This window comes from Paenarthrobacter sp. PAE-2 (assembly GCF_026013155.1).
In the GTDB taxonomy this organism is placed as follows: domain Bacteria; phylum Actinomycetota; class Actinomycetes; order Actinomycetales; family Micrococcaceae; genus Arthrobacter; species Arthrobacter ureafaciens.
This window is the reverse complement of record NZ_JAPDNV010000012.1, coordinates 45,682-71,168: the sequence shown is the minus strand read 5'-3', so window position 1 is coordinate 71,168 and position 25,487 is coordinate 45,682. Positions and strand designations below refer to the sequence as shown.

Annotated in this window: 27 protein-coding genes; 16 read left to right on the top strand and 11 right to left on the bottom strand. The window is 64.2% G+C overall.

Annotation, left to right across the window (positions count from 1 at the left end):
• Nucleotides 1-48: 48 nt before the first annotated feature.
• From OCL88_RS09965 to OCL88_RS09935, 7 genes are all read right to left on the bottom strand, one after another.
• Nucleotides 49-1,398, bottom strand: a complete 1,350-nt coding sequence (locus OCL88_RS09965) for an MFS transporter (RefSeq protein WP_062095497.1) — start codon at nucleotides 1,396-1,398, stop codon at nucleotides 49-51.
• A 151-nt stretch (nucleotides 1,399-1,549) separates the two neighbouring features.
• Nucleotides 1,550-2,314 (bottom strand): SDR family NAD(P)-dependent oxidoreductase, encoded by a 765-nt coding sequence (locus OCL88_RS09960; RefSeq protein ID WP_021472736.1) that lies wholly within the window; start codon nucleotides 2,312-2,314, stop codon nucleotides 1,550-1,552.
• 20 nt (nucleotides 2,315-2,334) lie between these two features.
• On the bottom strand, nucleotides 2,335-3,327 hold the full coding sequence (locus OCL88_RS09955; protein WP_021472737.1) for a 3-hydroxyacyl-CoA dehydrogenase family protein: 993 nt from the start codon (nucleotides 3,325-3,327) through the stop codon (nucleotides 2,335-2,337).
• Between the two features lie 2 nt (nucleotides 3,328-3,329).
• The gene (locus tag OCL88_RS09950) at nucleotides 3,330-3,812 is read right to left on the bottom strand and encodes a ribose-5-phosphate isomerase (RefSeq protein ID WP_021472738.1); all 483 of its coding nucleotides are present in this window, start codon (nucleotides 3,810-3,812) and stop codon (nucleotides 3,330-3,332) included.
• The gene (dhaL, locus tag OCL88_RS09945) at nucleotides 3,809-5,560 is read right to left on the bottom strand and encodes a dihydroxyacetone kinase subunit DhaL (protein WP_264962395.1); all 1,752 of its coding nucleotides are present in this window, start codon (nucleotides 5,558-5,560) and stop codon (nucleotides 3,809-3,811) included. The genes OCL88_RS09950 and dhaL overlap by 4 nt, the downstream gene beginning before the upstream one ends.
• A 2-nt stretch (nucleotides 5,561-5,562) precedes the next feature.
• Nucleotides 5,563-6,567 carry a sugar phosphate isomerase/epimerase family protein gene (locus OCL88_RS09940; protein WP_264962394.1) on the bottom strand — a complete coding sequence of 335 codons (1,005 nt, stop codon included), beginning with the start codon at nucleotides 6,565-6,567 and terminating at the stop codon, nucleotides 5,563-5,565.
• A gap of 268 nt (nucleotides 6,568-6,835) precedes the next feature.
• Nucleotides 6,836-7,534, bottom strand: coding sequence for a GntR family transcriptional regulator (locus OCL88_RS09935; RefSeq protein WP_264962393.1), 699 nt, complete (start codon nucleotides 7,532-7,534; stop codon nucleotides 6,836-6,838).
• Nucleotides 7,535-7,811: 277 nt separating this feature from the next.
• On the opposite strand from OCL88_RS09935, the gene OCL88_RS09930 reads away from it, so the two are divergent.
• Together OCL88_RS09930 and OCL88_RS09925 are read left to right on the top strand one after the other, a co-directional pair.
• The gene (locus OCL88_RS09930) at nucleotides 7,812-8,762 is read left to right on the top strand and encodes a DDE-type integrase/transposase/recombinase (protein ID WP_264962392.1); all 951 of its coding nucleotides are present in this window, start codon (nucleotides 7,812-7,814) and stop codon (nucleotides 8,760-8,762) included.
• Nucleotides 8,763-8,850: 88 nt separating this feature from the next.
• A complete protein-coding gene (locus tag OCL88_RS09925) occupies nucleotides 8,851-9,099 on the top strand; it encodes a hypothetical protein (protein WP_021474539.1) in 249 nt (82 codons plus the stop codon).
• 134 nt (nucleotides 9,100-9,233) lie between these two features.
• Here OCL88_RS09925 and OCL88_RS09920 read toward each other — a convergent pair whose 3' ends face one another.
• The 4 genes from OCL88_RS09920 to OCL88_RS09905 form a co-directional block, all read right to left on the bottom strand.
• Complete coding sequence (locus tag OCL88_RS09920; RefSeq protein ID WP_021472742.1) at nucleotides 9,234-10,304, bottom strand: alkene reductase; 1,071 nt, start codon at nucleotides 10,302-10,304, stop codon at nucleotides 9,234-9,236.
• Between the two features lie 462 nt (nucleotides 10,305-10,766).
• Nucleotides 10,767-11,384: an SIS domain-containing protein gene (locus OCL88_RS09915; RefSeq protein WP_225740050.1), complete on the bottom strand. Its 618-nt coding sequence runs from the start codon at nucleotides 11,382-11,384 to the stop codon at nucleotides 10,767-10,769.
• A 30-nt stretch (nucleotides 11,385-11,414) separates the two neighbouring features.
• Entirely contained in the window at nucleotides 11,415-11,945 is a 531-nt protein-coding gene (locus tag OCL88_RS09910) for a hypothetical protein (protein WP_264962391.1), read from the bottom strand.
• Between the two features lie 45 nt (nucleotides 11,946-11,990).
• Complete coding sequence (locus OCL88_RS09905; protein ID WP_021472745.1) at nucleotides 11,991-12,239, bottom strand: hypothetical protein; 249 nt, start codon at nucleotides 12,237-12,239, stop codon at nucleotides 11,991-11,993.
• 361 nt (nucleotides 12,240-12,600) lie between these two features.
• On the opposite strand from OCL88_RS09905, the gene OCL88_RS09900 reads away from it, so the two are divergent.
• The 14 genes from OCL88_RS09900 to fdxA all read left to right on the top strand — a co-directional run bounded on the left by OCL88_RS09900 (nucleotide 12,601) and on the right by fdxA (nucleotide 25,487).
• Nucleotides 12,601-13,776: a zinc-dependent alcohol dehydrogenase gene (locus OCL88_RS09900; RefSeq protein ID WP_264962390.1), complete on the top strand. Its 1,176-nt coding sequence runs from the start codon at nucleotides 12,601-12,603 to the stop codon at nucleotides 13,774-13,776.
• Nucleotides 13,777-13,859: 83 nt separating this feature from the next.
• The gene (gene bioB, locus OCL88_RS09895) at nucleotides 13,860-14,885 is read left to right on the top strand and encodes a biotin synthase BioB (protein ID WP_264962389.1); all 1,026 of its coding nucleotides are present in this window, start codon (nucleotides 13,860-13,862) and stop codon (nucleotides 14,883-14,885) included.
• Nucleotides 14,882-15,115, top strand: a complete 234-nt coding sequence (locus tag OCL88_RS09890) for a hypothetical protein (protein ID WP_264962388.1) — start codon at nucleotides 14,882-14,884, stop codon at nucleotides 15,113-15,115. Before bioB ends, OCL88_RS09890 begins: the two co-directional genes overlap by 4 nt.
• A gap of 80 nt (nucleotides 15,116-15,195) precedes the next feature.
• Nucleotides 15,196-15,681, top strand: a complete 486-nt coding sequence (locus tag OCL88_RS09885) for a very short patch repair endonuclease (protein WP_264962387.1) — start codon at nucleotides 15,196-15,198, stop codon at nucleotides 15,679-15,681.
• 140 nt (nucleotides 15,682-15,821) lie between these two features.
• On the top strand, nucleotides 15,822-16,202 hold the full coding sequence (locus OCL88_RS09880) for an Hpt domain-containing protein (RefSeq protein ID WP_264962386.1): 381 nt from the start codon (nucleotides 15,822-15,824) through the stop codon (nucleotides 16,200-16,202).
• An 89-nt stretch (nucleotides 16,203-16,291) separates the two neighbouring features.
• Entirely contained in the window at nucleotides 16,292-16,891 is a 600-nt protein-coding gene (locus OCL88_RS09875) for a helix-turn-helix domain-containing protein (RefSeq protein ID WP_021472751.1), read from the top strand.
• A gap of 164 nt (nucleotides 16,892-17,055) precedes the next feature.
• Nucleotides 17,056-18,384, top strand: a complete 1,329-nt coding sequence (locus OCL88_RS09870; protein WP_062095479.1) for an MFS transporter — start codon at nucleotides 17,056-17,058, stop codon at nucleotides 18,382-18,384.
• Between the two features lie 11 nt (nucleotides 18,385-18,395).
• Nucleotides 18,396-19,760 (top strand): FAD-dependent oxidoreductase, encoded by a 1,365-nt coding sequence (locus OCL88_RS09865; RefSeq protein WP_264962385.1) that lies wholly within the window; start codon nucleotides 18,396-18,398, stop codon nucleotides 19,758-19,760.
• Nucleotides 19,757-21,022 carry a CaiB/BaiF CoA transferase family protein gene (locus OCL88_RS09860; RefSeq protein ID WP_264962384.1) on the top strand — a complete coding sequence of 422 codons (1,266 nt, stop codon included), beginning with the start codon at nucleotides 19,757-19,759 and terminating at the stop codon, nucleotides 21,020-21,022. Before OCL88_RS09865 ends, OCL88_RS09860 begins: the two co-directional genes overlap by 4 nt.
• Entirely contained in the window at nucleotides 21,019-21,825 is an 807-nt protein-coding gene (locus tag OCL88_RS09855; protein ID WP_021472755.1) for an enoyl-CoA hydratase-related protein, read from the top strand. Before OCL88_RS09860 ends, OCL88_RS09855 begins: the two co-directional genes overlap by 4 nt.
• A gap of 77 nt (nucleotides 21,826-21,902) precedes the next feature.
• Nucleotides 21,903-22,844, top strand: coding sequence for a dihydrodipicolinate synthase family protein (locus OCL88_RS09850; protein ID WP_264962382.1), 942 nt, complete (start codon nucleotides 21,903-21,905; stop codon nucleotides 22,842-22,844).
• A complete protein-coding gene (locus OCL88_RS09845) occupies nucleotides 22,844-23,671 on the top strand; it encodes an SDR family oxidoreductase (protein ID WP_264962381.1) in 828 nt (275 codons plus the stop codon). Before OCL88_RS09850 ends, OCL88_RS09845 begins: the two co-directional genes overlap by 1 nt.
• Before the next feature lie 22 nt (nucleotides 23,672-23,693).
• Complete coding sequence (locus OCL88_RS09840) at nucleotides 23,694-25,169, top strand: aldehyde dehydrogenase family protein (RefSeq protein WP_264962380.1); 1,476 nt, start codon at nucleotides 23,694-23,696, stop codon at nucleotides 25,167-25,169.
• 6 nt (nucleotides 25,170-25,175) lie between these two features.
• Nucleotides 25,176-25,487 carry a ferredoxin gene (fdxA, locus tag OCL88_RS09835; RefSeq protein ID WP_062095472.1) on the top strand — a complete coding sequence of 104 codons (312 nt, stop codon included), beginning with the start codon at nucleotides 25,176-25,178 and terminating at the stop codon, nucleotides 25,485-25,487.

Here is a 25,487-nt window from a genome sequence, read left to right as displayed (position 1 = left end):
TGGTGCTGACACCGATGTACAGAGCGCCGGAGGAGGCGTTGGAAAGGCTCACTTACCCAGCAATTCGTCGGCCTTGTTGTTGAAACGCTTGGTGCCGAACATCATGATGGCTGCCAGGAACGGCAGGACACCCAGCGCGTAGACACCCATGGTTCCGGTGTCCGAGGCCGTGACCTCGTTGACCGTGGTGCGCAGGATCGGTGCTACGAAGCCACCGAGGTTGCCCAGGGAGTTGATGAGGCCGATGCCTGCAGCTGCGGCGGTACCGGTGAGGAACGCGGTCGGGTAGGACCAGGAGATCGGGCCGATTGAGAGGAAGCTGCAGACTGCGAGGGTGATGAAGATGATGCCCAAAGCAGGCTGCTGGTTGGCCCCCGCCCACGCGGATCCGAAGATGCACAGGCCAGTGGAAACGAACAGTGCCGTACCCCAGCGCCGACGGCGGACCACGCTGTTGGCTGCCTTACCGATGAGGTAGCAAGCAAAGATGCCGAAGAACCACGGGATGGCGGACAGGAGACCAACTGCCAGTCCCACCTTCTGGCCCGTCAACTGGGCAACCTGCTGCGGCAAGTAGAACGTCACACCGTACACCGCGATCTGCAGGCAGAAGTAGATAACGGTGAAATACCACACGCGTCCGTTCTTCATGGAGGCGAGGACGCCGCGGGGACCGGACTCTTCCTTGACCGTGTCTTCCAGTGCCATGACATCGCTCAGGGCGGTCTTTTCTTCCTTGGTAAGGAACTTGGCCTCCTGCGGGCTGTTGATCAGGAAGAAGAAAGCGGCAATACCTGCAAGGACTGCGAGCATGCCTTCAACGAAGAACATGACCTGCCAGCCTTCTACACCGGGAACCTGGTCACCAATGTTGATGAGCCAACCGGACAGCGGAGCGCCCATCATCTGGGAGAACGGCTGTGCCAGGTAGAAGATGGCGAACATCTTCACGCGGACCTTGTTGGGGAACCAGGCGGCGAGGAACATGATGACGCCCGGGAACAGGCCTGCTTCGGTAACACCCAGCAGGAACCGGAGGATGATGAACGAGGTCTCACCCTGCACGAACGCGAAGCAGGCCGAAACGATGCCCCACGTGATGGCGATGCGGGCAAGCCACACCTTGGCGCCGAACTTGGTCAGCAACAGGTTGGAAGGGATCTCGAACAGCGCGTAGCCGATGAAGAAGATGCCTGCGCCCAGTGCGTACGCGCCGGCAGTGATGCCCCTGTCCACTTCCAGCGCAGCTTCTGCGAAGCCCACGTTGGTGCGGTCAAGGAAAGCGACAATGTACAAGATGACCAACATGGGCATCAGTCGCTTCGAAGCCTTGGAAATAGCCGACTTAAGTACCGGCGAATCCAGCAACTCCTTAGTGGAAGTTGAGGCAACGGACATGGAAACTCCTCTTTGAGTAGTCAGTTGGGGGGTGATAACCGGAGCGGGTTATCAGCGTGTGAAAGCAATCAGGAATACGCCCACGGCGCAGGCAAGGATGCCCACGGCGAGGTAGATCTTGCGTTCTTTGGTCCAGGTCCTCATGCCGGGCCTAGTGCATGTACAGCCCGCCATCCACATTCAGCGTCTGTCCGGAGATGTATCCGGAGTCCTCGCTGATGAGGAAGGCGATGGCTGCTGCGATGTCGCGGGTGCTGCCCACGCGGTTCACTACAAGGTCCTGGGTCAGTTCGGCCTTGCGTTCCTCGCTCAGGGTTCCACCCATGATGTCGGTGTCGATCGGGCCGGGCGAGATCGCGTTCACCGTGATGTCGTACGGACCAAGCTCGCGCGCCGTGGCACGCGTCAGGCCGATCACTCCGGCCTTCGCCACCGAGTAGGGGGTCTTGGAGAACGTTCCGCCGCCGCGCTGTGCGGACACGGAGGAGATGTTGACGATGCGGCCGATCTTGTTCTTGACCATGGACTCGGCAACGCGGCGGGTGGCGTAGTGCACGCCGTTGAGGTTGATGCTCAGGACGCGGTCCCATTCGGCCGGTTCCAGCTCGAGGTAGCCGATGGGCGAGCTGACGCCGGCCACGTTGGCCAGGGCAACGATCTGGGGCAGTTCAGCCTCGAGTTCGTCGATTGCTGCACGGACCTCGGCTTCGCTGGCCACGTTGGCACCAACGCCGTGGGCCTTGACGCCGAATTCGGCGGCAACTTCCTTGGCAGCTGCCTTGCAGGCGGCATCATCAAGGTCGATGATGCCGATGTTCCAGCCCTGTGCGGCCAGGTAGTTCACGGTTGCGCGGCCGATGCCGCGTTCGGAGACAGCGCCGGTGACGATGGCGGTGCGCTCAGCGGGGAAAGTCATGTGATTTCTCCTTGGTGGAATCAGTTGATGGGTGCCGGGCCAAGCTCTTCAATGAGCTTTTGCATGGCCACGTAAGCCTTGTTGCGGTACGCGATGAGTTCCGGGGTGCGTTCGGCGGGAACGTTGAGGAAGCCTGCGCCGGTCTTGGTGCCGAGCTTGCCGGCTTCCACGAGGTCGGTGAGGATCTTCGGCGTTGCGAAGCGTTCCGGGAAGCTGGTCTGCAGCGACTTGTAGCAGAAGTTGTAGACATCCAACCCGGCCATGTCGGCGATGGCGAACGGGCCAAAGAACGGCAGGCGGAAGCCGAACGTCGTACGCACCAGGGTGTCGACGTCGTCGGCGGTTGCGATGCCCTGCTCAACCAGCTGGGCGGCTTCGTGGAACAGCGCGTACTGCAGGCGGTTCAGGACAAAGCCGGTGACATCCTTGACGACGGCGGTCTGCTTGCCGGCAGCGTGCACCATTTCCTGCGATGCGGAAACGGTCGCAGCCGAGGTGCCTGCGTGCGGGATAACCTCGACGCCCGGGATGAACGGGGACGGGTTGGAGAAATGCACGCCCAGGAAACGCTCCGGGTTGGTGACAGCCTCAGCCAGCGCGGCGATGGAGATGGTGGAGGTGTTGGAACCGATCAGGGCGTCCGGCTTTGCAGCGGCGCTGATCCGGGCCAGGGTCTGGTGCTTGATCTCCAGGACTTCCGGCACTGCCTCTTCGATGAAGTCGGCATCGGCCACGGCTTCCTCGATGTCCTTGGCAGCCCACAGGTTCTGCTTGAGGATCTCAGTGGAGCCCTCGGGGAACAGGCCGTCCTTAATGAACTGGTCCGATTCCTCCAGGAGACGGTCGAAGTTCTTCTGTGCCACCTCGGCGGAAACGTCCGCCAAGGCAACACGGGCGCCGCCGAGCGCCAGGACCTGGGCGATGCCGCCGCCCATGTAGCCGGAACCTACGACGGCGATCTTCCGTGCTGCGGTGTTCGGGGCACCGGCGGTGGAGGTGCTTGTCTCGGTCATGATCAGACTGCCTTCGTGTAGTTGGGCTCGTAGGAGCAGATGGCATCCACCTTGGCGGCGGAAGAAGAGTTTTCATCGAAGCGGTGGCCGAGCCATTCCCCCACGAGCTTCTTGGCAAGTTCCAAGCCAATCACGCGCTGGCCGAGGGTGAGGACCTGTGCATTGTTGCTCAGGACGGAACGCTCCACCGAGTAGCTGTCGTGCGCGGTGACTGCGCGGATGCCGGGAACCTTGTTCGCGGCGATGGCCACACCCAGTCCGGTGCCGCAGATCAGCAGCGCACGGTCGGCTTCGCCGTCGGCTACCTTGCGGGCTGCGTCGACGGCCACGTGCGGGTAGGCGGTGGAGTCGTTGGCTCCCACCCCGACGTCGGTGACGGACTCGACGCGCGGGTCTGCTTCGAGGAGGGCCACCAGGGCCTGCTTGTACTCGACGCCTGCTTCATCGTTGCCGACGACTATGCGCCAGCCTGCTGCTGTACTCATTCTGTGGCTCCGTTTCCGGCCGGTGCCGAAGCGGCGATGGCCAGTTGTGAATCAATGAATTGCGAGATGCGGTTGACTATCAGCCCGAAGGAGACAGCACCGGGGTCCGGGTGGCCAAGGCTCTTCTCCGCGAGTGGACGTGCCCTGCCCTTGAGCGGACGGAGGTCCGCGGTTGCCGCGGCAGCGGGCTCGGCAGCCGCAGCAGCTGCTGCCAGTGCCTGGTTAGCCGACGCTCCGCCGTCGAGCTCTGCCAGGAAAGTGTCCCGGAACGGCAGGAGGGCATCGACCATGGTCTTGTCCCCCGGTTCTGCCTTGCCGAGCTCCGTGATGGCGTTGGCGAACGCGGTCACTGCCGCGCGTGCGTCCGCGTCAGTGTAGGAGTCGCGGTTGCCGAGGGCCTGGCCAGCCGCGATGACCGCAGAACCCCACAGCGCGCCGGAGGTGCCGCCGGCCTTTTCGCTCCAGGCCTCGCCGGCAGCCAGCAGGATCCTGGCCACGGATGATCCCGACGCGGCCTCGCCTGCTGCGGCCGCAGCGTCCACGCCACGGCGCATGCCGATACCGTGGTCGCCGTCGCCGGCGATCGCGTCGAGCTTGCCGAGTTCTTCTTCATGCTCGACGACGACGTCCCTCACCTGGGCGAGCAAGGCAACTGCCTGCTGCCCGAGTTCAGCGGCAGCCGGTGTGGCCTGCTCGGTCTCGGTGGCTTCGGCGTCGTCCGCAATTGCCTGGGTGCGGGCAGCGCGCGGTGCCATGCTTCCCTTGCGGAACGCCGGGGTGTCGGCGGGAGCGGACCAGTACTGCTCCAGTTCCTCATCCAGCCACAGGAGCGTGAGCGAGAGTCCGGACATGTCCAGGCTGGTGACCAGCTCGCCGCACTCAGGCTCAACGATGGTAAGCCCTTCTGCACTCAGCAGCTTCTCGATCTTGCCGAAGAGCAGGAAGAGCTCGTCGTACTTGACCGTGCCCAAGCCGTTGACGATTGCCACCACGCGGTCGCCGGCGTCGTCGGGCTTGTCTGCCAGAAGCTTGGAGACCAGCAGTTCGGCGAGCTCGGACGCGGTGGGCATCGGGTGCTCGGAGATGCCGGGCTCGCCGTGGATACCCAGGCCGAGGGACATCTGGCCGGCCGGAACGTGGAACAGCGGTTCCTTGGCACCGGGCAGCGTGCAGCCGTCAAAAGCCACGCCCAGCGAACGGGTGCGGTAGTTGGTCTTGATGGCCAACCGCTCTACCTCATCCAGGTTCAGGCCCGCTTCCGCGGCGGCACCGGCGATCTTGAAGACGGTAAGGTCCCCGGCGATGCCTCGGCGCTTCTCCAGCTGGTCAATCGGGGCGCTGGCGATGTCATCGGTCACGGTGACGGTGCGGGTCTCAATGCCTTCCGCGTTGAGGCGAAGCTGTGCCTGGCCAAAGTGCAGCACGTCGCCTGCGTAGTTGCCGTAGCTCAGCAGGACGCCACCGCCGGCGTTTGCGGCCTTGGCTACGCGGTAAACCTGTCCGGCTGCCGGGGAAGCGAACATGTTGCCGCAGGCTGAGCCTGCTGCCAGGCCCGGACCCACCAAACCGGCGAATGCCGGGTAGTGTCCGGAACCGCCGCCAACCACTAGTGCTACCTGGCCGGCGGGAACTTCGGTGGAACGGACCACGCCGCCGTCAACGCGGGCAACGTAGTTGCGGTTCGCAGCGACGAAGCCGTCCAAGGCGTCGTCGGCGAATTCTGCCGGGTTGTCGAAGATCTGCGTCATTCCTAGACTCCTGCGAACTGGGTAGATGCGGGCTGCTGGCGACCCTGGGCTACCTTGCTCTGGCCCAGTGCGTAGCCGTCGTTCTTGGGGAGGACGTGGCGGCGCAGGTAATCCTGGTTGCTGGCGGTGACGCTCAGGCCGTCTCCGCCGTAGTGCTCAACGCAGAGGATGCCCTGGAAGCCCACGGACAATGCGTACTTGAAGGCCTCGCGGTAGTTAATGAGGCCGCTTTCCATGGGAGCAGGCATGGTGATGTAGCTGTCGCGGGCAACATCCTCGTCGCGGATGTAGTTCTTCATGTGCCAGTAGTTGGAGTACGGCAGGGTCTTGTGGACAAGCTCGCGCCAGTCCTCGATGGGGCGGTGCAGGCGGATCAGGTTGCCAAGGTCGGGGTTCAGGCCGACGTTGTCCAGGCCGATGTCCTGGACCAGCTGCACGGAGGAATCGCCGGTGCCGAGGTAGGTGTCCTCGTACATCTCCAGCGAGACCAGGATGCCTGCTTCAGCGGCGTGCTTGCCGATTTCACGGATGCGGGAGACTGCGTTGCCCCACGCTTCCTTGTCATCAACAGGATCCTTGTAGCCTTCCACGGTCCAGAACCACAACTGCTTCTGCTGTTCCGGGGTGATGGCCTGGTGGAGGCCGATGGAAACCACTTCGCAGCCAAGCTCTGCTGCGGCGTCAATGGTGCGGTGGCTGTAGGCCAGGTTGTCTTCCCAGTCGCGTTCGTGGATGACGCTGCGGCGGATCGCGGAGATCACCGGGATCCCGACGCCAACTTCGTCAGCGGTCTGCTTGAACTCGGCCAGGCGCGCCTTGCTCAGGTCGCCGGGACGGACCCAGCTGTCCGTGAGGTCGGCGTTGGCAAAACCGGCGTCCTTGACTTCCTGGAAGACCGAGGCCCAAACGGAAGCGTCGGCGTCGTTGACCTGCTGGCCCGAAGCATCCGTGCCCGGGAACTGCAGGAGGGCCGCGGTGATGGGCCAGTTTTCGGCGGTGTACGCCATGATGATCACTCCTTCGTGGAATCCTGTTTCCTATAGGATTTACGAATAAGTTAACGCTGTCAACCCTGAATGCGTAACTTCCTAGATCCTATATGTCATACAAATGTTTGTGAAGCCCGTCACGGGATCAGGAGAGCGGCGTCATAGGCGTCCGTGACGTGCGGAAACACGCGGCGTCAGGGCGCCTGGCGGCGTGCGGCCCCGCAGAATCATGGACGCTGGAAAAATTCTTATGGCTTCCCCGGCCGCGGGCAGGGACTGACGGACCTCAGTCTTCGGGCGCGTCAGCCATCGCACGGCCCCGCACGTTCTCTACGTGCTTGGTCATGGCTGAGGCAGCGGCCTCAGGATCGCCGCTCAGCAGCGCATCCAACACTGCCTGGTGTTCGGCGATCGCTTGTTCGGCGTCGGTAATGCCCACTCCCCCGAACAACCGGAACCGCTGGATCTGGCCGCCCAAGGTGTTATAGGCCGCCAGGAGGAACTGGTTGCTGGCCTGCGCGGCAATCAACTGGTGGAAGCGCTCGTCCGCTTCGAGGTAGCTGCGGTACTCCGCAAAGCTTCCACCGCGCGGAGCTGTCCGCAGGTCCTCTACGGCCTGCTTCAAGGCTGCGAGGCCGTCCGGGGTCATCCGCGAACAGGCCAGGCGGGCATTGACAGGTTCGATGGAAAGCCGGGCTTCCATCAGTTCCGCGAAGTCCTCTCGGGTGAAAACGGGGGCCACACGGTAACCCTTGAGCGCCACCCGACGGACCATCCCCGTGTGCTCCAAACGTGCCAACGCTTCGCGCACGGGGGTAGGTGAGACTTCCAGTTCCCGGGCCATGCCGTCAATGCTCACAGCCGCTCCGGGCTCGAGCCGGCCATCCATCAACCACTCGAGCAGGGCCTCATAAACGTGGTCGGCAAGGACCTGCCGGCTCACGGGAAGGCCGGTACGGACGGAGCTCGGGGAAGCTGCAGGCATGAGCAAATCCTATAGGAATGCTCCCCCGGAAGGGAGGAGGACGCCCGGACGGACCCATTCCCCAGCTATTACCCTGCTATCCCCCAGCTATCCCCAGCCATTTCCCCAGCGTCACATTTCGTCCGCACGCCCCCAACTAGGTCGCAGCAGAGCGCGTTTAGACGGCTCTAAACGCGTGTGGAGTCTCATGACTTAATAGACAGTTCTGTCTCATGACTTCGTAGACACTCTGTCTCAGGACATCGTGGACACTTAGCTTGCGGGTTTGCTGCTATGCATGAGCAAACCCCAACCGGACATCAAGATCCGGCATGCTGTGGCAACGTGGTCCGAGGATTCGCCCAGAGGCGCGGTTACTGCGTTCTGCAGGAAGCACAATGTCTCCCGGGCCTGGTTCTACCGGGTCCGGGCGGCGGCTGCCGAGGTGGGGCCGGTGAAGGCATTGGAGAAAAAGCCCACGATTCCAAGAACCATGCCGGCCCTGACCCCACAGGCGATGATCGAGTTGCTGCTCGGTACCCGGGCGGAACTGCAGGAGAGCGGGCAGGACCACGGTCCGCTTTCTGTCATCGCGAAGCTCTCACGACAAGGCTTCACACCGCCCTCGCGTGCCACCGTGGCCAGGATCTTTTCCCGGGCCGGTGTCGTGATGCCCGAACCGCGGAAGAAGCCTCGAAGCGCCTACAAAAGGTTCGTCTATCCGCAACCCAACGCGTGCTGGCAAATCGACTCGACCGAATGGCAGCTCGCCAGCGGCAAGAAGGTAGCCATCTTCCAACTCATCGATGATCATTCGCGTTTGGCGCTGGCGTCCCTGGTCGCACCCGGCGAAACCAGCGCCGCCGCAATCGCCGTCGTTACCCAGGCCATCGAACGCCACGGAGCACCGCAGAAGTTCCTTTCCGACAACGGCTCGGCACTGAATCCCACCCGCCGCGGCCGCACCGGGGCCCTCGTGGAGTTCCTCAAAGCCAAAGGCATCGAACCGATAACGGGCAAACCCTACAAACCCACCACCCAAGGCAAGAACGAACGCTTCCACCAAACCCTGCACCGATACCTGCACAGGCAACTCCCGGCCCCTTCAATGGCTGCCCTGCAACTGCAGGTCGACGCTTTCGATCTCTACTACAACAACGAACGCGAACATCAAGGCCTACCCGCGGGAACGACGCCCTATGAGGCCCTGGAACGCCACCCCGAAAACGCCCCCGCCAACCGTTCCTGAGCAAGTCACGCCCGCAACGGACAGGCAAAGCGCGCACCGAACAGTGAACCGGAACGGGTCCGTGACGATCCTAGGAACCCACTTCAAAATGGGCAAAGAACACACCGGCACCACCGTGCACATCATCTACGACGACACCACCATCATGTTCTTCGGAGCACAAGGCACCGAGATCATCACTCACCCCAGACCTCCGCACGGAACCACCTACGTCGGCAACGGAAAACCCTCAGGAGTCGTCGCAGACCCACAAGGCACCCGCAAGAAACGAACAAAGTACCCGCCCCGCAGAGGCCGACAAACAAAGTCCCAAGACGAAGTGTCCACACAGTCGTGAGACAACAACCGTCCACGAAGTCATGAGACATGAAGTGTCTACAAGGTCATGAGACATGACAAGCGGGCAAAACGCGCACAAATGCGACCCAGTTGGGTGCCGGGTTAGTGGGTGGCGGGTTAGTGGGTGGCGGGTTAGTTGGCGTAGAACGGGTAGTCCGTGTAGCCCTCCGCGCCGTCGGCGTAGAACGTGGCGGCGTTCGGCTCATTCAGGGGCAGGCCTTCGCGCCAGCGGCGGGCAAGGTCCGGGTTGGCGATCGCGGGACGGCCCACCACCACACCGTCAGCAAGGCCATCGGCAACAAGCGCGACGGCTTCCTCGCGCGTGGTGATCTCGCTGAACCCGGTGTTCACCAGGAACGTGCCATTGAAGCGTTCACGCAGGTCCTGGACCAGGGCACCCTTGGGATCGTGGTGCAGGATGCTGAGGTATGCCAGGTTGAGCGGCGCAATGGTGTCAACCAGGACCTCGTAAGTGGCCCGGACATCCGCCGCATCGGTCTCTGCGATTCCTTGCACGTTGTGCTCGGGCGAGATGCGGATGCCCACGCGGTTGGCGCCGAGGGCCTCCACTACGGCGTTGACCGTTTCGATGACGAAGCGTGCCCGGTTTTCCGGCGAGCCACCGTAGCTGTCCGTGCGGACGTTGGAGTTCGGAGCGAGGAACTCGTGAAGGAGGTAACCATTGGCGGAGTGCAGTTCCACGCCGTCGAATCCTGCCTCAATAGCGTTCTTGGACGCTGTGACGATCTCCTGGAGCACGCCGGGAAGTTCGTCAGTGCGCAGCTCGCGGGGAACCGGGAAGGGCTGCTTGCCGTTGGGGGTACGGACGTCACCGTCGATCGCTACGGGGCTGGGGCCAACAATTTCATGCCCGCCAGTGATGTCGGCATGGGAGACGCGGCCGCCATGCATCACTTGGGCGAAGATCCTGCCACCTTCAGCGTGGACCGCATCAGTCACCTTCTTCCAGCCGGCGATCTGCTCCTCGGTGACCAAGCCGGGCTGGCCGGTGTAGGACTGGCCGGCGGGCGTCGGGTAGGTGCCTTCGCTCACGATCAGGCCCAACGAAGCCCGCTGGCGGTAGTGCTCTGCAATGAGGTCATTCGGCACGCCGTCCAAGCCTGCACGCAGTCGGGTCAGCGGGGCCATGACAAGGCGGTTGGGAAGTTCAAGCTCACCGAGTGCCAGCGGGGAAAACAGCATGCGCAGTTCCTTTCAGAGTGAATCGGGTTCACCCTCGGCAACTGAGCGGCGTCCGCAACTATTCCGTCATGAGTCGCAAGTCACACCGGCGACTCCCCCTCTTTCCATCCCTCTCTCACATACCAACGGGTTTTGCGCATTGCTCTGTCACCTGATCGGGTTAGAGGCCGCTCCCCTATCCGCCCGGCGCACCCCGTGTGACTTCCCGCCGCTCCCCTATCCGCTTGACGCGCCCGTGGTACCGGACGCGATGGGCGGCAAGGCGTGCGCCGCGATCGGAGCCCGGCCAGCCGATAAAGTTCGACGGCGGCACTCGGCGAGCGCCGCCGTCGAGCCTTCCGCTGCGGGACGTGAAAGAGCAAACCAAAAAGCCCGACGGGAAGTGATAGAGCAACCCACGAAAACGGGCGGGAAGTGATAGAGCAACCCGAAAAAACCGGGCGGGAAGTGATAGAGGGAGTGCTACTGGTTGACCTCGCGCATGGCCTCGTCGAAGCACTCGCACAGGGCAAGCACGGCGACGAGGTGCGCTTCTTCGGCGTGCGGCGGATCCGTATTGATGTTAACGGCCTCGTTAACGGCCTGGGCCAGGTCCTTGGATTCCCTGCCGGTGAGGGCCCATACCTTGGCGCCGGCTTTCTTGGCAGCTGATGCGGCGTCCCGGAGATCGTCCGTGATGCCCTTGGCAGCCAACAGCACCACGACGTCGCCCCGGTTGACCAACTCCGGGATCTGGCCGCTGATGGTTTCCCCGGCTTCCTTGTGGGCCACGATCGCTCTGAAGGTGCCCGGGTTGCCGTCGGGATGGTGGGCGGCGTCGTGGGCAGTGAGCTCGGAAGCGAAGCGCTGGGCCTCATGGGCTGAGCCATCGCTGCCGGCAGCAAAGACCTTGGCGCCGCGAAGCCTGGCCCGGGCCAACTCTTCACCCCACTCGGCAAGGCGTGAAGACTCGCGCCGCAACGCTGCCACGGCCGGACCGATCTCGCCAAGATGGCTGAGGACTACGTCCACTGCGTGCCTGTTTGGCTTTGCGTCGCCCGACCGCACCGTTTGTCCTGTTCGCCTCACCACGATGCTCACTTCCCTGCCCTCCAGAGTCTTGTTCGAAAACTAGGCGTTCCTGTCGCCGTCCCGCACAGAACCATCCCGCACAGAACCGTCCCGCACAGTGTTGCCCTGGCCTGCACCGTCATTGGCGGCTTCGCGGTGCGAGCGGTCCCGGGTCAGGCGGTGGCCGTCGTGTTCGGCGTTCTGGACGCGGGCGTCGTGTTCGGGGACATCGGCGTCCCGGGAGGAGCCGTTGCCGCGGGTGTTGGCATCAGGGTCAAGTTTGTCTGCGTGGCGCAGGTGCTCTTCAACGCGGCCGCTCGCTTCCTTGGCTTTGGCTGAGTTGCGCTCGGCTTCGCGGCGGAGGCGGTTCGCCTCGGCTTCGGCCTGGACAGCAGCGGCCTCGGCCTGCGCGGACTCCACCTTGGCCTGATGTGCGCTGACCGCCTCTTGGTCTGCCTTCTCCCGCAGGTCGAGGGCGCGTTGGCGGTTGGCTTCGGCCCTCTTTTTGCGCCCCACCATCAGCGCGATGATGATCGCGGCTATGACGACGACGGCCACTACGATAATCAGTACTATTTGCCCGGTATCCATGTGGATTGCCTCCTTGGTGAACGGCTTGGGTGGTTTTCGAGTGTCTTAGGCCGGGAGTTCCATGCGGAATCCGCAGGTGCACTGCAGCACCCGGGTTTCCAGGTACACGTCCATGAGGGCCTCTTCGTCCTCTTCGGTGGACAGGGGCGTGTAGATGCTCCGGGCCGATGACCGGGCGAACTTCATGGGCTCGCCGCAGTGGATGTACTCGCCGTGCACCTTGAGTAGGCCGGACAGGTCGGCATGCTTGCGTGGAACGCCGTCGGGAACCAGGGGATTCTCTATGATTGACAACTGCCCACTCCTCGTCAGTTCAGTTCGATCTGTTGTGCCTTACATCATATTAACCTATTTATCAGGTTGCTTACTAACGATTTGGGCGCAATTGTCCGCCGACACCGGCCAGCTAGCTGGTGAAGTCACCGCTTCCGGGCTCGCTGTGGGGAGGTTCGACGCCAGCCGGTTCAGTCGGTTGCTGCGGTTCGGCGGGTGCTCGCTTCTGTTCGTTCGGTTCTCCGCTCATGGCCTCAATCCATGACGGGGCCAAGGGGTGTCGAGGCCCGCCGTCCCTTGTGCGGGTCATCCAACTCTGTTTGGCTGGGATGGTCTCCTGCAGCGTGGGACACCTCCAGCCAAAAGCAGGGAGAGCACCGGTATGAAAGCAGTGACGTGGCAAGGCAGGCGCTCATTGAGCGTCATCGAAGTCCCCGATCCAACTATTCAGGAACCAACGGACGTGATCGTCAGGATTACGTCCACGGCCATTTGCGGCTCCGACCTGCACCTCTACGAGGTCCTCGGCCCCTACATGCATAAGGGCGACGTGATCGGCCATGAGCCCATGGGCATCGTGGAAGAAGTGGGCCCGGAAGTCCACAGGCTCAAGAAGGGCGACCGTGTTGTGGTGCCCTTCAATATCTCCTGCGGCCGCTGCTACATGTGCAACCAGGGTCTGCAGTCCCAGTGCGAGACCACCCAGGTCAAGGAGAAGGGCTCCGGAGCTGCCCTCTTCGGCTATTCCGAACTCTACGGCTCCGTGCCCGGCGGCCAGGCACAGTACCTGCGCGTGCCTTTCGGCGACTACGGTCCGGTCAAAGTCAGCTCCGACCTTCCCGACGAACGGTATTTGTTCCTCTCCGACATCCTTCCCACCGCATGGCAGGCAGTGGAGTACGCCAACGTCCCCGACGGCGGCACGCTGGCGGTCCTGGGGCTGGGACCGGTGGGGCAGTTCGCTGCCAGGATCGGCAAGTACAAGGGCTTCCGGGTGATCGGCGTGGACCCTGTTCCGGAGCGGCGCGCAATGGCCGAAGCCCACGGCATCGAGACGATGGACTACAGCCCCGATGTTGCCGGGCAAATCAAGGAAGAGACCGTGGGCCGCGGACCGGACTCCGTGGTTGACGCGGTGGGTATGGAAGCGCATGGCTCCCCCGTTGCGTCCTTCCTCCACAAGGCCGTGTCCTTGCTGCCGGACAAGCCTGCACAGGTGGCCATGGAGACCATGAGCGTGGACCGCCTTGCGGCGCTTCACACCGCGGTGGACCTGGTCAGGCGCGGTGGGACCATTTCACTGAGCGGCGTATACGGCGGCCAGGCCGATCCCATGCCCATGCTGACCATGTTCGACAAGCAGATCCAACTGCGCATGGGCCAGTGCAACGTGCGCAGGTGGACGGACCAGCTTCTGCCCCTGGTGGAAGACGACGCCGATCCCCTGGGAGTCATGCACCTGGTGACCCACACCGGTGGACTTGACGACGCTCCCGAGCTCTACGAGAAGTTCCAAAAGAAGCAGGACGGCTGCATCAAGGTGGTGCTCAAGCCGTAGGTCTTCGCGCTCCAAAATCCGGGGGACTGCTTTGTGACGACCCTCCAAAATCGGCCACGCGTCCCCCGGATAGCGTCGAGTCCATGACCATCGACGCAACGCATGAAGCCACTGGTTACGCCATTCTGGACCTCGCAAAGGACCAAGTCCTGGAGCGGGGCGAAGGACTCACCGAGGATCAGCTTGTAGAGATCCTCCAACTCCCGGACGACGCCATTCCGGCCGCCCTGCAGCTGGCCCACGAGGTGCGCCTCAAGCATTGCGGCGAGGACGTCGAGGTGGAGGGAATCATCTCCATCAAGACCGGCGGATGCCCGGAGGACTGCCATTTCTGCAGCCAGTCGGGCCTGTTCGACTCTCCCGTGCGCGGAGTGTGGTTGGACATCCCTGAACTGGTGAAGGCAGCCAAGGAGACTGCCGCCACGGGAGCCACCGAGTTCTGCATCGTCGCCGCGGTGCGCGGTCCTGACATCAAGCTGATGAACCAGATCAAGTTCGCGATCGACCGCATCAATGAGGAAGTCAACATCAACATTGCCTGCTCCTTGGGCATGCTGACCCAACGCCAGGTGGACCAATTGGCTGAATGGGGCGTCCACCGGTACAACCACAACCTGGAGACCGCACGCAGCTACTTCCCGCAGGTGGTCACAACGCACAGCTTCGAAGAGCGCTTGGACACGTGCCGAATGGTCAAGGAAGCAGGCATGGAACTGTGCTGCGGCGCCTTGATCGGGATGGGCGAAAGCCTTGAACAACGGGCAGAGCTGGCCGCGCAGCTTGCCGCCCTTGAACCGCACGAAGTCCCCCTGAACTTCCTCAACCCCAGGCCCGGAACCCCGCTGGAAAACCAAGGCATCATGGACGGCAAGGATGCGCTCCGGGCCATCGCGGCGTTCCGCCTGGCGATGCCGCGCACTGTCCTGCGTTACGCGGGAGGCCGCGAGTTGACCCTCGGCGACCTCGGTACCCGTGAAGGGCTCCTGGGCGGCATCAACGCGGTGATCGTGGGCAACTACCTGACCACCTTGGGTCGCCCCGCAACAGCCGACCTCAACCTCCTGGTGGAGCTCAACATGCCCATCAAGGAACTCCAGAAGTCGCTGTGAACAGCGCGGCCCTGGAAGAAACCGCCTACTGCGGCCACTGCGGGGGTGAAGCCACCGGCGCCGCAAGCACCCACGGCGAGCGCCCGACGTCGGAGGCTCACGTGCCCTGCCTCCGGCAGTTGGTGATGGAACCGCCGCGCTATTGCACCGTGTGCCGACGCCGGATGAAGGTCCAGGTGACGCCGCTGGGGTGGACCGCGGAGTGCTCCCGCCACGGTGTGGTCCGGTGACGGCCTCGGCAGCAGCACGGGGACACCGGAACGGGGCCGACACCACGGCGGTGCGGTGAAGCCGGCGCTACTGTTGAGGGATGGGCGAGAGCCGGGATTTGCTGACACCGGAGCAGCGCAGCCGCAACATGTCCCGGATCAGGGGCAAGAACACCAAGCCGGAGCTGCTGGTCCGCAGCATCCTGCACGCCAAGGGGTACCGTTACCGGCTACACGGGCGGGCGGGCACGACGACGCTCCCGGGCCGGCCGGACCTGGTGTTTGCCGGCCGCCGCAAAGTGATCTTCGTGAACGGCTGTTTTTGGCATTTCCACGACTGCAAGGCAGGGCGCCATGCGCCGGCAGCAAATGCGGAGTTCTGGGCGGCCAAACGCACAAGGACCCGCGAGCGCGACTCCCTGCAGCGCGAGCAACTGGAGGCGTCCGGGTGGGAATCGCTCACGGTGTGGGAGTGCGAACTCAAGGACCGCAGTGAGCTGGAGAGCCGGCTGACGGCCTTCCTTGAGGGCAAAAGCCAGCGCTTGGCAGCTCCCGCGGATTCTGCTGCCCTGGAACCGGAGGAATGATACGCCGTCGAGCGTGATCAAGACTGGCTCTGAGTCCGCTCAAGATTGGATCAAGCTTTCACTTTGGGGCACGTGCGCTGTTCGGCTGGTCCTACTGTTGAATCGTGAATCCATTGTTCGGCAGCGGCGGGAGGAGTCTGGTGTCAGAGTATGGCGAATGCACAGACTCCCTGGTGGATCGCTCGGTCCTCACCGAACTCCGGGCCGACGTCGGCGGCGACCAAGCGATCGTCAACGCGTTCGTCCGCAACTACGTGGCGATGCTGCCGTGGCGGGTGGCCCGGCTTCATCATGCCTTGGACAACCTGGACCTGGACGAGGCAATGGACGCTGTGCTCAGCCTCAAGACGTCCAGCCACATGGTGGGAGCGATCTGCTTGCGGCGGCTGGCTGCTGAACTGGAAATCGGGATGAAGCTGCTCAGCGGCGGGGAGCAGCTGGCCGACCTGACGCCCTTGGTGGATGAGATCGATGCCTTCGTCTTCGGCACCATCAGCCAGCTGGAATCATCATTTTCCTGAAATTTTTTACTTTGCTGAAGAAAACCATTGACTCGCTAAAAATCTTCACTATAGTTGTGTGAGTTAGCTCACCAACGAAGGATGCGGCAATGACCACCGAGACTCCTGCTCCCCCGGCCACCAGCGAACTCCTGGCCACCGTGGGAAACAAGGTGCGCACCATGCGTAAGGCGAAGGGCATGACCCTGGCCCAACTCTCGGACATTACCGGCCTTAGCCAAGCAATCGTCAGCCAGATCGAACGCGGCATGGCCAACCCGTCCTTCACCACGTTGGCACAGCTGGCCCATGGCCTGGACATCCCCGTAGGGAGGTTCTTCATTGGCCAGGACGAATCAAGGTCACCCGTCGTCCGCAAAGCGGACCGGCGGAACCTGCAAAACGTCACCCGGGAATCGGTCGGCGAGGCAGTCCACGAGCTGCTGACCCCCAACCGGGACGGAAGCATCGAGGCGCAGTGGATCAGTACGCCCCCAGGGCACGACACCAGCGCCACCCCTTTCACACACAGCGGTGAAGAGTTCTGCTACATCATCTCGGGCCGTAAGGACGTCTATTTGGACGGCGTCTGCTACAGCCTCGAAGAGGGCGACTCCATCACCTACTCCTCAGAAATCCCCCACTGGTACAAGAACAGCTACGAAGAGGTATGCGTAGCCATCTGGGTCAACGCACCACACGCGTGGTAACGCACCCGCCCCCGGGCGGGCCAGGCGTTTTCCCTTAACTGTCCGGACACGAACCCGTGGCCGCTGACACTCCTTGCCACTTTCGCATCAGGCGCTTCCTCCAACAGGCGTCCCTGCGTCATACCCTTTCACGCCCTCTCCGGCGTCAGCGTAAGGAAATTTCCATGCTCGACATCCAAACGGACAATGCCGTCCCCGCCCCAAAGCCCATCACCGACTCCCGTTCCAAGAACGCCGGGTTCACACCCGAGGTCCGCAAAGGACTCCTCGGCCTTGGCCTGGGAAACGCCCTTGAATGGTACGACTGGATGGTCTTCGGACTCTTGTCAGCCTTCATTGGACCGAATTTCTTCCCCGGCACCGAACCACTGTCCGCAACCCTGAACGCCTTGGCCGTGTTCGCCGTCGGATTCGCCTTCCGCCCGTTGGGCGGCATCCTGCTGGGAACCCTCGCAGACCGCATCGGCAGGCGCCGGGTGATGTTGCTGTCCATCATGCTGATGGCCGGCACTACCCTGGTCATCGCCGTCACCCCCAGCTACGCCACCATCGGCGCCTGGGCGGGCATCATCCTGGTGGTGTGCCGCATCCTGCAGGGCATCTCCACCGGCATTGAAGCTCCCCTCTCCACCTCCCACGCCGTGGAACTGGCGCCGGAAGGCCGTGAAGGCTACGTCGCCGGCATCATGTCCTTCTACGTCAACATCGGCATCCTCATGGCCTCCCTCGTGAGCTTCCTGTGCAGCCTCGTGCTCGGCGCCGCAGCCATGGGCGAATGGGGATGGCGCGTGCCGTTCATCATCGGAGCCCTCTTCGGCTTCGTGGTCCTCTACCTGCGGCGCTCCCTTCCGGAGACCCTCAAGGAAGAGGAAATGGCCACCAACACCCCGCGTGCCGTCTGGAAGGGCGTCAGCAAGCACTGGCTCTCCGTCCTGGCCATCATCTTCGTGGTAGGTGCAGCGCAGGCCTACAACTACGCCTGGAACGTCGGACTTCCCAGCGCCGCACGCAGCGGCTTCAAGGAAGACCCCACGGCCGTCTTCGCCCTCACCACCATCCTGGGCGTCATCCTCGTGGTGGGTTCCTGGGTGGTCGGCAAGCTGGCTGACGGTAAGGCAATGTCCAAGTGGTTCCTGGTCACCCGCGTCCTGGCCATCCCGGCCGTGTTCCTGATGCTGCTCTACGTACAGCCGGGCATCGGCGGCTTCGCAGCGGTCCTCCTGGGCGGCTCGATTGTCCTGGTCCTCAACATGACCCTCTACAACGTGGTCAGCTCCTCCCTGATGCCCAAGAACATCCGCGGCACCGGCGTCGCCCTCGGCTACGGAATCGGCGTAGCGATCTTCGGCGGCACCGCCTCCTACCTCCTGGTCTGGTTCCAGTCGCTGAACCTCACCTGGATCTTCCCGGTCTACGTGGCCGTCCTGTCCATCCTCAGCATCGTTTTCTACATCGCCGCACGCCGCACCAACGGCATCCACGTCGGCAAGTAAGGACTGAAAAAATGAACTCCCTCGAACTCGCCACCACGACGGCGGACCTCAAGGCGCCCGTGATCTCCCGCTCCGATGTACTGGTGGTCGGCGGTGGCCCCGCAGGCGTGGCAGCCGCAGTCACCGCGGCCCGCTCCGGCGCCAAGGTCACCTTGCTGGAACGCTACTCCTCACTGGGTGGCCTCGCGTCCGGCGGCATGGTGCTGGTCCTCGACGACATGATCAACGGCCAGGAAATCACGGTTACGGGCATCGTCTCCGAGTACGTTGAACGCCTCCAGAAGCTGGGCCTCGCAATCGTCCCGCCGGCAGATGACCGCAAGGCCTCCGAGGAACTGTGGAACAAGTGGGGCCGCTACGGCACCTTCGACTTCCACTCCCACACCAACCCCAAGCCCATCTGCTACGCCGCAGCCTTCGATCCCGACGGCTGGAAGCGCGTCTCCAACGACCTCGTCCGTGAAGCAGGCGTCGATCTTCGCCTGCACTCCTGGTTCTCCCGGCCGATCGTGGACAACGGCGTCATCAAGGGCGTCATCTGCGAAACCAAGCTCGGCCCGCAGGCCTTCACGGCCGACGTCGTCATTGACACCACCGGCGACATTGACGTTGCCTCCCGTGCCGGCGCCAGCTACGCCAAGGACAACTACCTCACCACCCTCGTCTTCCGCCTCGGCAACGTGGACACCAACGCGGCCGAAGCCTTCGAACAGGCCAACCCGAAGGAAGCACGCGCCATCAACCGCAAGATCAAGCGCATCCTCGGCGGCGCATGGGAACTGTGGTGGCTCAAGACCCCCGTGGAGGGCGTGGTGTGGTGCAACGCCCCGCACATGACCGGCTTCGACGGCGTGGACCCCGCGGACATGACCGCAGCCGAGTTCGCAGCCCGCGACAAGATCTCCGAAGCAGTGGACTACGTCCGCGCCCACCTGCCGGGCTTCGAGAAGTGCTACATGCTGGATGTTGCTTCCCAGATGGGCGTCCGACAGACTCGCCTCCTGCAGGGCGAGTACGTCATGACCAAGGACGACGTCACCCAGCGCCGGCACTTCGCCGACACCGTGGCCCGAGGACGCGACTACTACTACCCCTACCGCTCGCTCCTGCCCAAGGAAGTGGACCAGCTCCTCGTGGCCGGCCGCCACTACTCCGCCACCCCCGAGGCGCAGAAGATGTCCCGCGAGATCCCGCCCTGCATGGCCATGGGGCAGGCAGTGGGCGTCGCGGCAGCCCTTGCCGTGGAGAACAACATCCTGGTCCGCGACGTCGCGGCAGCGGACATCCAGCTCGGCATGCGCCGGCACGGTGCGGACCCCGGTGACGTCCCGTCGTCGAACGCCACCGTCGACTCCGAAGCAGCGGTACTGGCATGAGCCTCATGACTGTGGACCAGACCGAAACCGACCAGGCAGAACGCACGACGGCGGAACACACCGCCGCGGGCCCGGCACCAACGCCCCTCCCGCTGGAGGGCGTCAAGATCGTGGACTTCACCCAGGTGTTCATGGGTCCGTCCTGCACCCAGCTGCTGGGCGACTACGGCGCAGACATCATCAAGGTTGAGCGTCCCGGAGCCGGAGACATCTCCCGCAACTCCTTCCCGGACCAGGACGGCCAGGACAACCCGATCTTCCTGTCCATCAACCGCAACAAGCGCAGCGTCTCCGTGGACACCCGCACCGAAGAAGGCCGCGAAGTGCTCCACCGCCTCATGGCCGACGCGGACGTCGTCGTCAGCAACTTCCGCTCCGGGGTCATGGAACGCATGGGCTTCGGCTACGAGGACCTGAAAACGCAGAACCCCGGCATCATCTGGGCCTCCGGCACCGGATTCGGACCTGTAGGACCCTACTCCCACAAGGGCGGCCAGGACGCCATCGCCCAGGCCTACTCCGGGGTCATGTGGCGCAGGGAATCCGAGGACACCAAACCCTCCATCTACCCCACCACGCTCTGCGACTACATCACCGGCATGCACCACATGCAGGGAATCCTTCTGGCCCTCCGCACCCGGGAAACCACCGGCGTGGGCCAAAAGGTGGAAGTGACCATGTACGACTCCATGCTGCACCTGCAGATGCAGGAAGCGTGCATGCAGCTCAACCGCGGCTACGAGGTCAACTGGGGCGCCATGCCGCTCTCCGGAGTCTTCGAAACCACCGACGGCGCCGTGTGCATGGTGGGCGGCTTCACCCCCGATCCCCTGGCCCGGATCTCCGACGCCCTGGACCTCGACGAGGACCTCACCGAACGCCCCGGATTCGCAACACTGGAGCAGCAGTTCAAGAACAAGCCCGCCCTCCAGGCCATCTTCCGCGAACACTTCGCCACCAACACCACCGCCTACTGGACGGCGAAACTGGAAGAACAAGGGCTGCTGAACGCCCCCGTCCATACCCTGGAACAGGCGCTCGCAGACGCGCAGACCGAGGCGAACGGCATGATCGTCGAAGCCGAACACCCCTCGGTGGGCACGGTGAAAATGCTGAACGCACCCATCCGCCTCTCGGCAACCCCGCCGTCGATCCGCCGCACGGCCCCGCGCCTGGGCGAGCACAACGTCGAGGTCCTGCTGGAGAACGGCTTCGATGAGGAAACCATCGAACGCCTGCAAAAGCTGGGAGTGCTCCGATGAGCATCACGGTCGAAGAACGGGTTGACCAGGTAACACTGGACATCACCGACGGCGTGGCAACGGTGACCATCGACCGTCAGCACGTGCTGAACGCAGTGGACGGCGCCACCCACGCACGGCTCAACGGGATCTGGTCCCAGCTGGAAAGCGATCCGTCCGTACGGGCAGTCGTGGTCACCGGTGCCGGTCCGCGTGCTTTCTGCGTCGGCGCCGACATGTCCGCCGACGCCGTGGACAAGACCGGCCTGGAGTACTGGGCCGGCCTGGACCCCAACGGCTTCGGCGGGCTCAGCCTTCGCACCACCCTGGATGTGCCCGTCATCGCGCGCGTCAACGGCTACGCCCTGGGCGGCGGCATGGAAATCGTCCTCGGTGCAGACATCGTCGTCGCAGCTTCGGACGCGAAGTTCGGTTTGACTGAACCCCGCGTCGGGCGGCTGGCGCTCGACGGCGGCATCCACCAGCTGGTGCGCCGGGTGCCCTACACCCAAGCCATGGGAATGCTGCTGACCGGACGCAAGGCCGACGCAGCGGAGATGCAGTCCATGGGGCTGGTCAACGAAGTAGTGCCCGCTGACCAACTCGACACCGCCGTCCGGCGTTGGGTGGACCAGATCCTGGCATGCGCCCCCACCTCCGTGCGCGCCGTCAAGCAGATGGTGACGCAAACGGCGCACCTGAGCGCCCAGGAAGCCCGCGGCCTCAGGCTGCCGGCATTGATGGCGGCACTGGACAGCGAAGACTCCGCAGAAGGAGTCCGCGCCTTCCAGGAAAAGCGTCCGCCGGTGTGGCCGGGACGCTAAACGTCCCCGGCACCACCAGCCCCGCCATCCCACTCAAGCAGTTCGCATCAAGCAGTTCGAATTGAAAAGGAACCACCATGCCTCTCCCTTCTGCGCCCAAAAACCGTGAATCCCTGCCCGCCGGCGTCTGGGGCGTCGTAGCAACCCCCTTCCAAGGCAGCACCCTGGACGTCGACCTGGACAGCCTCGCCGAACTCGTGGAGCACTACCAGAACATCGGAGCAACCGGCCTCACAGTGCTTGGCGTGTTCGGCGAAGCAGCAGCCCTGACGCCTCAGGAACGCCGCGACGTCCTGGAAACCGTCGTCGAATCCACCACCCTCCCCCTGGTGGTGGGCGTGACAGCACTGGCCACCCGGCCCGCCATCGAAGAGATCACGGCAGCGCAGGAGGTTGCCGGGCCACGCCTGGCAGCGGTCATGGTGCAAGCCAACTCCACCCGGGCAGATGCGGCGATCACCCACCTCGACGCCATCCACCGGGCAACCGGGGTCACCGTGGTCCTCCAGGATTACCCGTTGGCCAGCGGGGTCAGCATCCCCACCCCTGCGCTGGCCTCCGTGGTGAATGCCTGCGGGTACGTCATCGCCGTCAAAGCCGAGGCCCCGCCCACCAGCGTGGCCATCGCGGAACTGAGTGCCGCCGTCGGGGTTTCCATCTTCGGTGGGCTGGGCGGCCAAGGCCTCCTGGACGAACTCATGGCAGGAGCCTCCGGCGCCATGACCGGCTTCTCCTACCCCGAAGCCCTGATCGCCTGCGTTCGGGCGTGGCAGGACGGCGGGTACGAAGCGGCTGAGCGTGAACTGCAGCCCTACCTGCCGCTCATCAATTTCGAGCAGCAGGCCAAAGTGGCACTGGCCATCCGCAAAGAATGCCTCCGCGAGCGAGGACTCATCAAGGACTCCGGCGTCCGGGCACCCGCGGCCCCCTTCCCCGAAGCCTTGCGGGGCTCCATGGCAGTGCACTTGAAGGAAGCGGCATCAGCACTGGATGCCCGTACAGCAGTAGGGAGTTTCTGATGGACCTCGGAATCGCAGGAAAGACAGCACTGGTGGCCGCCTCCACCGGCGGACTCGGCCTGGCCGTGGCCCGGGCACTCGCCGCCGAGGGGGTCCGGGTGGCGGTGGTCGGACGACGCCGGGACCGTGCCAAGGAGATTGTGGCCGAACTCCAGGCAGCCTACGGAAGCGGCACCCTGGGAATCGGTTCTCTGGGAACCAGCGGCTTTGACGCGGTGGCCATCGAAGCGGACCTCGGCACCCCGGAGGGCATCGGGTCCGCGGTGGACCAGACCGTAGCCAACCTCGGGCCAATCGACATCCTGGTGCTCAACGGACCCGGCCCCAAGCCCGGTGCTGCCGCAACACTGACCTCCGAGGACATGGCCGCCGCGTTCGACCTCCTGGTCAAGCCACATCATGCTTTGGTGTCGAAAGTCCTGCCCGGCATGCGGGAACGCCGCTGGGGCCGCATCCTTGCGATCGGTTCCAGCGGGGTGACCGCGCCCCTCCCCAACCTGGCTGTTTCCAACACCGGACGGGCAGCACTGGCCGGCTACCTCAAGACCCTCGCTGCCGAGGTAGCGCTGGACGAGGTCACCGTAAACCTCCTCCTTCCAGGCCGGATCGCCACGGACCGCGTCACCCAGCTGGACCAGGCCGCAGCCAAGCGACGCGGCACCACCATGGAGGACATCCAGCTGGAATCCCGCAAGACCATCCCCGCCCGCAGGTATGGGGAACCCGCCGAGTTCGGTGCCGCTGCCGCCTTCCTGTGCAGCGCGCCGGCGTCGTACATCACCGGAGTCGCGCTCAGGTGCGACGGCGGCCTCATCCGCAGCCTCTGAACCCCACCACGTTAGGACCATCATGACTTCCACAACTCTGGATACTGCCCTCACCGCCGAGGCCACCCTCACCGCCCAGCACCTCATCAACGGGCAGTGGCTCGGCGAAGGCGTCACCCGGCGCATGAACCCCGCCCGTCCGGATGAGCTTGCAGCACTCTCACCCAGCGGGAGCGCAGAGGACGTCGACGCCGCCATCACCGCCGCCGCCGCTGCCCAGCCCGCGTGGGCTGCGCTCCCTGCTCCCTCCCGTGGCGCCATCCTCCTTGCCGCCGGGAACCTGCTGATCGAACGCCAGGGGGCCATCGCCGAAGACCTGGTCCGGGAAGAAGGCAAGACCCTGGCAGAAGCCAAGGGCGAAGTGAAGCGCGCCTCGGACGTCCTGCGCTTCTTCGGCTCCCTCGGCTGGGCTGCCACCGGCGAAGTCCTGCCCAGCGGACTCCCGGACACCACCATCACCACCCGCCGCGAAGCCCTGGGCGTTGTAGGCCTGATCACGCCTTGGAACTTCCCCATCGCCATTCCTGCGTGGAAGACCGCACCGGCCCTGATCAGCGGCAACACCGTGGTGATCAAACCGGCTGAGCTCACTCCCCTCTCCGCCACCCACCTCGCCCGGGCGTTGCAGGACGCAGGCCTCCCTGCCGGCGTGTTCAACGTCGTCCACGGCAAGGGCCGGGTTGTTGGTGACGCACTGGCCCGCGATCCCCGCATCGCCGGGCTGTCCTTCACCGGTTCCACCAACGTGGGCCTGGGATTGCAGGAAATCCTCAACGCCCGCCGTGCCCGGGTGCAACTGGAAATGGGCGGCAAGAACGGCGTCCTGGTCCTCGACGACGCCGATCCCCGCAAGGCCGCGCAAGTAGTGGCCGCCGGAGCATTCGGACTCACCGGGCAGGCATGCACGGCAACCTCGCGGGTATACGTTACCCCCGGGATCCGTGCAGCGTTCCTTGACGCGTTGGTGGCCGAAGCCGCCACTTACGGCACCGGTGACGGCCTGGCGGATGGCACGCGGATGGGCGCCGTGGTGAGCAGGCAGCAATTCCAGCAGGACCAGGCAGCGGTGCGCACCGCCGTCGAACGCGGCGCAACCCTCCTGCACGGCACTTACGACGGCGACCCCTCCGGCGCGCTGCTCTTCCCGGCGGCGGTGCTCACCGACCTGCCCTCGGACGACCCCGCAGTCACGGAAGAGATCTTCGGGCCGGTAGTGGCCGTGCTGGAAGTTCCCGACTACGAGGCAGGCCTTGCCGCCGTCAACGACTCCCGCTACGGACTCACCGCCGGCATCTGCACCGATTCCCTCGCCCTCGCCACGGACTTCGCCGCCCGTGCGCAGGCCGGCGTGGTCAAGGTCAACCGGCCCACTGCTGGCCTGGACCTCAACGTCCCGTTCGGCGGGGTCAAGGACTCCTCCACCAACACGTTCCGCGAACAAGGACGGTCCGCCCTGGACTTCTTCACGTGGGGCAAAACCGTCTACACGGGCGTGTAGCCGGTCATGAGTTACGTGATCGCGCAGCCCTGCGTGGATGTGAAAGACAAGGCATGCATCAACGAATGTCCTGTCGATTGCATCTACGAGGGCGCGCGCTCCCTCTACATCCATCCTTCCGAATGCGTGGACTGCGGAGCGTGCGATCCCGTGTGCCCCGTGGAAGCCATCTACTTCTCGGAGGACGTCCCGGATGAATGGGCAGACTACGTCCGGGCCAACGCGGAGTTCTTCGATGACGGCCCCGGGCGCTCCCTGCCGGACACGGACCACCCGGTGATTGCGGCGGAACCCGCCCGCGTCCCCGTCCCCAACTGA

Coding starts and splice junctions, on each gene's coding strand:
- dhaL (WP_264962395.1), bottom strand. CDS start 5,560: ATGACGCAGATCTTCGACAACCCGGCAGAATTCGCCGACGACGCCTTG.
- OCL88_RS09925 (WP_021474539.1), top strand. CDS start 8,851: ATGGGCAAAGAACACACCGGCACCACCGTGCACATCATCTACGACGAC.
- OCL88_RS09960 (WP_021472736.1), bottom strand. CDS start 2,314: ATGACTTTCCCCGCTGAGCGCACCGCCATCGTCACCGGCGCTGTCTCC.
- OCL88_RS09855 (WP_021472755.1), top strand. CDS start 21,019: ATGAGCATCACGGTCGAAGAACGGGTTGACCAGGTAACACTGGACATC.
- bioB (WP_264962389.1), top strand. CDS start 13,860: ATGACCATCGACGCAACGCATGAAGCCACTGGTTACGCCATTCTGGAC.
- OCL88_RS09920 (WP_021472742.1), bottom strand. CDS start 10,304: ATGCTGTTTTCCCCGCTGGCACTCGGTGAGCTTGAACTTCCCAACCGC.
- OCL88_RS09875 (WP_021472751.1), top strand. CDS start 16,292: ATGACCACCGAGACTCCTGCTCCCCCGGCCACCAGCGAACTCCTGGCC.
- OCL88_RS09860 (WP_264962384.1), top strand. CDS start 19,757: ATGAGCCTCATGACTGTGGACCAGACCGAAACCGACCAGGCAGAACGC.
- OCL88_RS09930 (WP_264962392.1), top strand. CDS start 7,812: ATGAGCAAACCCCAACCGGACATCAAGATCCGGCATGCTGTGGCAACG.
- OCL88_RS09900 (WP_264962390.1), top strand. CDS start 12,601: ATGAAAGCAGTGACGTGGCAAGGCAGGCGCTCATTGAGCGTCATCGAA.
- OCL88_RS09865 (WP_264962385.1), top strand. CDS start 18,396: ATGAACTCCCTCGAACTCGCCACCACGACGGCGGACCTCAAGGCGCCC.
- OCL88_RS09965 (WP_062095497.1), bottom strand. CDS start 1,398: ATGTCCGTTGCCTCAACTTCCACTAAGGAGTTGCTGGATTCGCCGGTA.
- fdxA (WP_062095472.1), top strand. CDS start 25,176: ATGAGTTACGTGATCGCGCAGCCCTGCGTGGATGTGAAAGACAAGGCA.
- OCL88_RS09850 (WP_264962382.1), top strand. CDS start 21,903: ATGCCTCTCCCTTCTGCGCCCAAAAACCGTGAATCCCTGCCCGCCGGC.
- OCL88_RS09845 (WP_264962381.1), top strand. CDS start 22,844: ATGGACCTCGGAATCGCAGGAAAGACAGCACTGGTGGCCGCCTCCACC.
- OCL88_RS09910 (WP_264962391.1), bottom strand. CDS start 11,945: ATGGATACCGGGCAAATAGTACTGATTATCGTAGTGGCCGTCGTCGTC.
- OCL88_RS09950 (WP_021472738.1), bottom strand. CDS start 3,812: ATGAGTACAGCAGCAGGCTGGCGCATAGTCGTCGGCAACGATGAAGCA.
- OCL88_RS09955 (WP_021472737.1), bottom strand. CDS start 3,327: ATGACCGAGACAAGCACCTCCACCGCCGGTGCCCCGAACACCGCAGCA.
- OCL88_RS09870 (WP_062095479.1), top strand. CDS start 17,056: ATGCTCGACATCCAAACGGACAATGCCGTCCCCGCCCCAAAGCCCATC.
- OCL88_RS09935 (WP_264962393.1), bottom strand. CDS start 7,534: ATGCCTGCAGCTTCCCCGAGCTCCGTCCGTACCGGCCTTCCCGTGAGC.
- OCL88_RS09885 (WP_264962387.1), top strand. CDS start 15,196: ATGGGCGAGAGCCGGGATTTGCTGACACCGGAGCAGCGCAGCCGCAAC.
- OCL88_RS09840 (WP_264962380.1), top strand. CDS start 23,694: ATGACTTCCACAACTCTGGATACTGCCCTCACCGCCGAGGCCACCCTC.
- OCL88_RS09940 (WP_264962394.1), bottom strand. CDS start 6,567: ATGGCGTACACCGCCGAAAACTGGCCCATCACCGCGGCCCTCCTGCAG.